This window comes from Streptomyces marokkonensis (genome assembly GCF_039539045.1).
Lineage (GTDB): Bacteria > Actinomycetota > Actinomycetes > Streptomycetales > Streptomycetaceae > Streptomyces > Streptomyces marokkonensis.
The window spans coordinates 1-7,372 of the sequence record NZ_BAABCQ010000259.1 but is presented as its reverse complement, the minus strand read 5'-3'; the positions used below and the strand labels follow the sequence as shown (position 1 = coordinate 7,372).

Below are 7,372 nucleotides of genomic sequence, written 5' to 3'. Positions count from 1 at the left end.
TGCGGTGCAGGGCGGCGTTGGCCTGCCGGTCGCCGCCGTAGTTGAGCCGGCGCGTTCTCCGACGCCCGGAGGAGTACTCGATGGGGCTGACTCCGCAAAGGGCAGCAAAGGACGCCTCCGTGTTCAGCCGCTCGGGATTGTCCCCCATAGTGATCAGGAGAGTGACGGCGCTGTCCGGACCGATGCCTACCGGCACGAGCAGCTGTGGGGCATGACGTTCGACGAGCCGGGTCAGGCGTTGGTTGAGCTCATTGATCTGTCCGGTGAGCTGTTCGATGCGTTCGGCGAGCATGCGCAGCGTCATGTGGGTGGCCTGGGCCACCGCGTCCTCGTCTCCCCCACCACCATCGTGCGGGCCGAGGCGCGCACAGGTGCGGAACAGCTCGGCGTTGCCGAGGCTCGACATGCGTTCCCGCAGGGCGGGGTCGGCGATGACCAGGACGGCCTTGAGCTGGTTGATCGCCTGGGTACGGGCCTTGACCGCGGAGTCCTTGGCAAGCTTGAAGATCCGGGCGCTGTGCACCGGACCGTCGCCGGATTTCGTCCGAGCTCGGGCGCGACCGCTGAGCACGGCTCGCGCTGCGGCCTGGGCATCGAGCGGGTCCGACTTGCCGAGCAGCCGGCGGGCCGAGCGGTCGGGCCGGTTCACTTCGAACACCTGAATCTGCTGAGCGAGCAGATAACGGGACAGGCCCGCGCCGAAGGTGCCGGTGCCCTCCACGCCGGCCCGGCGCACCGTCCCCCGTTTGCGGGCCCAGACAAGCAGTTGTCGGTAGCCGGCCGCAGTCGCGGGAAAGGACTCGGTTCCCAGGACCTTCCCGAGCGGGGAGATCACGGCGGCGACATGCACCTCGCCGTGCGTGTCCACGCCCAGGACGACCTCGCGCCGACCGAGAGGATCCGTGCTCGAGGAGGTGCTGCATTGTCGGGTCTTCATGGTGGTCGTCCTCCCACGTGATGACGTGCTGGCTGGGTGGATGGCACCGGCCTGCTCGGGCGGTCTGAACCGTGATGGCGCCTGATCGTGGCAAGGCCCCTATGGGGACACGCCCTGTGGCTCGGTGGCAGGCAGCATCCCGCGACGACAGTCGACAGGTCCGTGACTGGACACTTCGGTCATAGATCTCACGAGTCAGACCCCGTCCGGGATGTCGCTGCACAACCGTCCCATCGAACCCGGCACAGCGGCATGACTCGATCATTGCCGGATGGCTTCGCCCGAACCGATGCTCAATCTGATCAGGCGGATTGACAAGGCGTTGCCTTTCATCCACTCCTGACCGGTATTGACGGGGAGGCGTCACGCAAGGAGGTAGTGACCTCACCGGCTACGGCAGCGGCCCCACTCCGTAATCAGCACCCCGATGGGGCCCATTCACCGCAAGGGGGCTCCTGGTTCTGGATCGACTGCGGACCCACCCACAAAAGGCGTCTGTACCTGTTGCGACCAGGCCGCTGCCCTCGTCTCGAATAGGGCACCCGCCATCAGAAGGCAGCGGCGCCACACTGAGGGTCACGTCCGCTGGAGTGGTGTATCGACGGCCACTCGGTGGCCTCGGTGATCTCGTGCGAGGCTATGCGGTGAGTTCGGTAGGCACGGCGGGGTCGTGGTTTCTGACTCGATCGGGCCAGGACCGCACCGACGAGCCGGATGACGGCGGTGCGGTCGGAGAAGATGCCGACCACGTCGGTGCGGCTGGGGGCACCTCCCGCGGCGCAGCCGTGGGGGAGGATCTCCTCGTGTGCCGTTCCTGCGGGTTGTTCAACCAGATCTGTCGCTAGATCTGAAGGCCAGCAGGTCGTGCCGGGCCGCGCCCAAGTACGCACCCAAGGGCGATCCGGTCCAGGTCGAGGACCACCACTTATCTGCGCAAGTTGTGCACTATGGACATCCTCGCGAGGCGTTGGGCGACGTCAGCAGATCCTCGATCGGCAACACGGTCCGCGAGATCCGCCCCCTGCTCGCCGAAGCCGGACTCCTCCCGTCCCCGGCCAGTACCCGCTACCGATCCGCCGCTGATCTCCTCACCGCAGCACAAAACGAAGGCGCCACCCCGACAGGTTGATTCCTTACGGCTTCAGTGGGTGCGGCAGCGCTGTCAGGAGGCGCCAGGCAGGACCGCGTCGATCGCGTCCACCAGGCCGGCACGGGCGCTGGAGGCGACGAGCTGGACGCCGGACAGGCTGCGGGTGATCGTGCTGCCGCGGCCCGGATGTGGTGGGCATGATGAGACGGCCGGTTCGGCTGCTGCGCCCTCCTCCGCGGCCAGGTCCGCTTTGAGTGCCGCAATTCCTCGCCTGGTACGCCGATGGCACGGCCCTACTGGCCGACTGCCCAGCTGCCCGGATGCCAGCCGGCCGAGAGCATGCCGACGGCACCGGAAAGGTGCCTCGCACGCGGTCCGCTGACGAAGCCCGAGCGCATGGCATGTCAGTGGCAGGTGTGAGGATGACGGTATGTCATACACAGACGAGTTCCGGACTTTCGCCCGTGAACACGGCGTCTCCGACGACGCCATCACCCGCATCATGTGGTGCATGCAGCCGTCCGTACACCTGGACATGGTCGATCCGGCGGCTGTCGGCCCTCACGACATCGTGGTCGGTCACACCGGCGGCCTGCCCGAGCTGCCCACCAGTGTTCCCTGGGAGGGCGGGGAAGTCTATGTCGCCGGCCTGGACCTGGCCGCGATACCGGAGCAGCCCCTGTCCCTCAATTTTCCCCGTGAGGGACACCTGTTGTTCTTCACGAACGTCGGCTACGAGGACGACGAGTCCGCACCGGTGGTGTACGTACCGCCAGGCACCGAGACGACCGTACGACCCGCACCCGCGGGCGTCTCGGTCATTGCCCCGTACAACACGTGGACAACACAGGTCCTTAAGCGCCGGACACTGGTCTACCGCCCCGGTACATCATGGGACCCCCTGGGCTGGGCATGGGCTCCCGAGCACCAGTACGACCATCCCCGGGCTTTGATGCCTGACCTCGATGACGTCCACGAGGACGACAGGGAGACGCTCCGTCCGCTTCTGGAGGCGATCACGGAGTACGCCGAGCGAGTCGGGAGTATCCCCTTCGTGCATCGGACCTGCACCCTGCGGGGGGAGTTGTTGAGTCCTCGGGACTACTGGTGCCAGTACGGCAGGGAGTTCTTGGAGCGGTGCGAAGAAGCTGTGGTCACGCTGAGAGATACGCCGGAGAGGTTCGACGAGCTGTATGCCGAGGGTCTGGAGAAAGCGTGGTGGAAGGAGGGCGGCCCCTGGCTGAACCTCTTGGAGTTCGGCGAGTCCGAAATGTTCGACACCGGCGACGGCGAGGTGAGTTGGATCATCCGCCGTGAGGACCTTCTGGCGCAGCGCTTCGACCGCGTCATGCAGTCCTATTACTGCTGAACATTCCCTCTTCTCCCTGCGACGCCGGGCGGGTGTCGGAGCCGTGCGCCCAGGTCGGAAGCTCAGTTCGCGCAGCCGACCGACCCGCATCATTGCTCCATCTCGCCGACTGCCCGACGGGCGCCGTCGAGGCCCTACTCGGCACCGGCGTCCGCGTCGGCACGGTGCTCATCATCCGCCTGGCGAGCATCGCTGCCGACCGCTCTTCGACCGCTCCCGGTACCGGAAGACGGGCGCGGGGCGGCCGTCGACGGACCGGTGGTTCGTGCACCGGCCACCCCGGACCGGAGATGCCGACGGCGGAGCGCGTCGGCGTAGGTCTGTCCCGAACGTGACACACCAGCGACGGACCGTCTCATGCGAGGCGATCGCGCGGGGGCGTGTGCGCGAGCCGCCGGGGTCAGCCCAGCCAGTGGTGCTCGACCTTGTCGAACCGTCTGGCGTGGAGGTCGTCGCGGCTGATCAACCAGCTGATGTCACCGTCCATCCAGCCGTACTGCAGCGACTCCATGTTGAAGGTCGCGAGGTGCAACAGCGGTTGTTCGGGCAGCTCCCGCCACGCCCGGTCGTACACCTCGTCGAACCGCTCCGGGTCGTCCCGGAGTGCGAGGACCGCCTCCTCCCGCAGACGCTGGAACGCCTCGGTGACGTAGTCCCAGCTGTCGTGGACGTTCCGCTGCACCCCCCGCAGTTTGTCGGTGCTGTTGTTCATGGCCGGCCGGACGCCGACCTTGGCGGCGTACTCCTCGACGGCGGCCTCCAGCCGAGCCTGCCACTCGGCCTCCTCGTCCTCCACCTCGTCCCAGATGCCCCCGTACTCCTCGCCGATCAGCCAGGCGTGGGCGTCCCAGGCGTCGTCGCGGGAGGCCACCATGGTCCTGCGCTCCAGTACCATGTGGGAGGACCCGAAACGCAGGTCCAGTTCGCTCGGGACGGGCACCGGGGCCACAGCCGTCTCGGTCCCGGGCGGTATGTAGAGCGCCTTGCCGCCGCCCGCGTCCGACCAGGTGAACAGCAGGAGATGCCCCTCCCGGGGCAGCCCGTCGTCGAACAGCGTCCGGGGCACCGCCGCGAGGTCGAAGGAGGCGACGAAGACGCCGCCCATGTCCCACTCCATGTCCAGGGGCAGCTCCGGCGCCCCTCCGATGTAACCGATCACCCGGTCATCGGGCCGGACACTCCCCGGGGTCTTCCAGTCGAAGTACACCGCCGGCTCCATGCTCCACAGCAGGCGGGTGATGGCGTCGTCGGAGACGCCGTGCCGCCGGGCGAAGGCCCGGAAGGCGCTGCTGCGGGACGTCTGCCCCACAGGATCTCCGGAGGGTCCGACGGTGCTGGTCCAGTTGTCCACGAAGTCGCTTTCTGACGAGGGATCGGTGACCGGCACCGTTCGGGCGGGCCCGATGCCTGATCAACACGGTAAGGCACCCCTCCGACAACGTCCTCGCATCCAACTACCAGCGGCCCTACGGCTGTCCACACACCGCGTCGCCCTTCGGCCATCGCCGCCCGTGGCCGAGGTCCGCTGTCCCACCAGCCGACCGCGGACCTGCATCAGCACCGCCGCTGTGAACGCCGAGTCCCACCGCGAACAGCTGGCAGTGCCCCCTGCTCTCCGAGCCGGCCATTCGGGCTGTCGGGCGGGTCATGGCTGAAGCAGGCCGACGATCTCCCCCTCGGTGAGGGCACGGTCGAAGACCGTGACGTCCTTGATGCTGCCCGGGAAGTGATCGACCGGCCTCCCGCCGTAACGGCCCCGGCCGATGACGAAGGGCCCCTCGGACCAGATCAGGATCCTGTCACGGATCGCGCCCTCCTGGACGCCGTTCACGAAGAGGCGCAACTCACCGGCGACGCTGTCGCAGACACCGGTCAGGTGGGTCCACGCACCGGCGACCGGTACGGACATCGACGTGACGCGCAGGTCCGGGCGGGCGAAGGCCCAGCGGCCCTCGTCGGAGGAGTACTGGAGGTAGAAGCCGCTGGTTTCCTCGCCGTCCTGGCTGACCGCGGTGACGAAGTGGGGAGGGATCACACCGAGCCGGACCCACGCGCCGACGGTGAAGCTGCCGCGTGCCGTGTCGATCAGCGCGCCTTCGGTGGCCACTTCGCTGCTGAACCCGTTGAACTCGGCGCCCTCACCGTGGCGCGTTGCCCATCTGACCGCCGTGGCCGTGGCGTGGTGGCGTCCGACGGCGTCCGTTGCTCGCGTTCCGGACCGTTCGTCGAGCCGCCAGGCCGCGACGGGGCGAGGCGCTGCGGACACCGAACCGGGGCCGGGCACGGCTCCCGCGGAGACCGGCGAGTACCCGTGCGCCGGACCGAACCCGGATGCGGGAACCGCTTCCTCCGCGTGGACGCCGGAGGCCGGGGCCATCACGTCGCGACGAAGGGACCGGCGGGGGTCGCCCGGCGCGGACGCCCGCCCGTCGGACGGCCCCGACGGGGAGAGCGGCGCCCCGGCGTACTGGGTGAACAGCTCCGCGAGGGTGGCGGGCCGCGTGGGCCCACCGGTCTCTCCGGCGGTGGCCGGCCAGCCGGCTGCCGGCATACGCGGGGCCCAGGGAGCGGCCGGGGCCACCCGGCGGAGAATCTGCTGCGGCGCGGGGCGCAGTGCCGGTTCCTTGGCCAGGCAGTCGGCCAGCAGGGCGCGCAGCTCGGGGTCCGGGACGCCCTGAAGGTCCGGGGGCTCGTACACCACGCGGTAGAGCATGGCGGGCGCCGATCCCACGCCGAACGGACCGGTCCCGGTGGCGGCGAAGGCGAGCACCGCGCCCAGGGAGAAGACGTCGCTGGCCGCGGTGATCTCGCCGTCGGCGACCTGCTCGGGGGACATGAAGCCCGCCGAGCCGATGGTGGCCCCGGTCCTGGTGAGGGCGGTGGCGTCGAGCGCGCGGGCGATGCCGAAGTCGATGACGCGCGGGCCGTCGTCGGTGAGCAGCACGTTGGAGGGCTTCAGGTCGCGGTGCACCAGGCCGGCCCGGTGGATGGAGACCAGGGCCTCGGCCAGACCCGCGGCCAGCGCGGCCAGCGTCACCGGGGGCAGGACCCCCTGTTCGGCGACCGCCTGGTGGAGCGAGGGGCCGGGGATGTAGCTGGAGACCATCCAGGGCTGTTCGGCCTCCGTGTCGGCGTCGATCACGGGGGCGGTGAAGGCTCCCCCGACCAGACGCGACGCCTCCACCTCGCGTCGGAACCGGTCCCGGAACTCCGGCTCGTGCACCAGCGACGCGTGCACCACCTTGATCGCCACGGACCGGCCGCTCGGCGAACGCCCCAGGAAGACCCGCCCCATGCCGCCTTCACCCAGTCGACCCACCACCCGGTAGTCACCCAGGGAGTCCGGATCTCCCTGTTCCAACGGCTGCACCACGACGAACTCCTCCCGTACACACGCATCGGACCGACGCAGCTTACGGGAGCGCAGTCTTGCCGACGGCCGGGCAACTGCCGTATCGCGATGCGTCGTTAAGGACGCAGGCCATCGTTGGGACAGCTATCGGCCGGCCGTGGGGAGGTGCCAGAAGGTACGAGGTGTACCTCCGGTAGCTCTGCGGGGGTAGGCGGGCATGCCCCGGGCCGCGTGGGGACGCTGCCGGTGCGTCACGGAGCATGCCGTACACCGAAAGGGCCTGTGTGGCCCGGCACTTTTGCGGTGGGTCAGTAGATCTGGAGGGCGTGAAGCGTCGCGTTGAGTCCTTCGGTGTCGACCAGGGTGGACCACTTGTTCATGGTGACTGCTCGCGCGCCCAGGAACATCGCGACGTTGTTGTCGCCGGAGGTGACCTTCGAGACGTCGGGAAGCTGAAGGGTCACAGTGCCCCCGTTGGCGAAGCACATGGTCCGTGCACCGCCGTCGTACCAGACTTTGACGAAGTCGGTCCTGTCGCCGCAGTCGGTCTGGTTTATCGCGGCAGCCTGAGCTTGGCGTTTAACCTCGCTGGGCTTGGTGTTCCTTGATTGACTCGGCGCGTTT

At 68.7% G+C, this 7,372-nt stretch carries 5 protein-coding genes and 2 pseudogenes; 2 read left to right on the top strand and 5 right to left on the bottom strand.

The genetic code is table 11. From position 1 onward, the window contains the following. Window positions 1-937, bottom strand: a 937-nt coding sequence (locus tag ABEA26_RS34100) for an IS110 family RNA-guided transposase (protein ID WP_345597682.1), incomplete at its 3' end; no start/stop codon positions are given. Window positions 938-1,485: 548 nt separating this feature from the next. Beyond that, window positions 1,486-1,778, bottom strand: a pseudogene (locus ABEA26_RS36500) (hypothetical protein); the annotation flags it as partial. Window positions 1,779-1,863: 85 nt separating this feature from the next. Between ABEA26_RS36500 and ABEA26_RS36495 the strand changes: the two are divergent. Together ABEA26_RS36495 and ABEA26_RS34095 are read left to right on the top strand one after the other, a co-directional pair. Next, window positions 1,864-2,066 (top strand): annotated as a pseudogene (locus ABEA26_RS36495) (helix-turn-helix domain-containing protein); the annotation flags it as partial. Window positions 2,067-2,457: 391 nt separating this feature from the next. After that, window positions 2,458-3,396 (top strand): DUF1963 domain-containing protein, encoded by a 939-nt coding sequence (locus ABEA26_RS34095; protein WP_228970505.1) that lies wholly within the window; start codon window positions 2,458-2,460, stop codon window positions 3,394-3,396. A gap of 400 nt (window positions 3,397-3,796) precedes the next feature. On the opposite strand, the gene ABEA26_RS34090 is transcribed toward ABEA26_RS34095, so the two are convergent. The 3 genes from ABEA26_RS34090 to ABEA26_RS34080 all read right to left on the bottom strand — a co-directional run. Continuing rightward, window positions 3,797-4,705: a DUF1963 domain-containing protein gene (locus ABEA26_RS34090; RefSeq protein WP_345597679.1), complete on the bottom strand. Its 909-nt coding sequence runs from the start codon at window positions 4,703-4,705 to the stop codon at window positions 3,797-3,799. Window positions 4,706-5,041: 336 nt separating this feature from the next. After that, complete coding sequence (locus tag ABEA26_RS34085) at window positions 5,042-6,769, bottom strand: protein kinase domain-containing protein (RefSeq protein ID WP_391664254.1); 1,728 nt, start codon at window positions 6,767-6,769, stop codon at window positions 5,042-5,044. 287 nt (window positions 6,770-7,056) lie between these two features. Next, a partial coding sequence (locus ABEA26_RS34080) for a beta/gamma crystallin domain-containing protein (protein WP_345597677.1) occupies window positions 7,057-7,372 on the bottom strand: 316 nt, incomplete at its 5' end.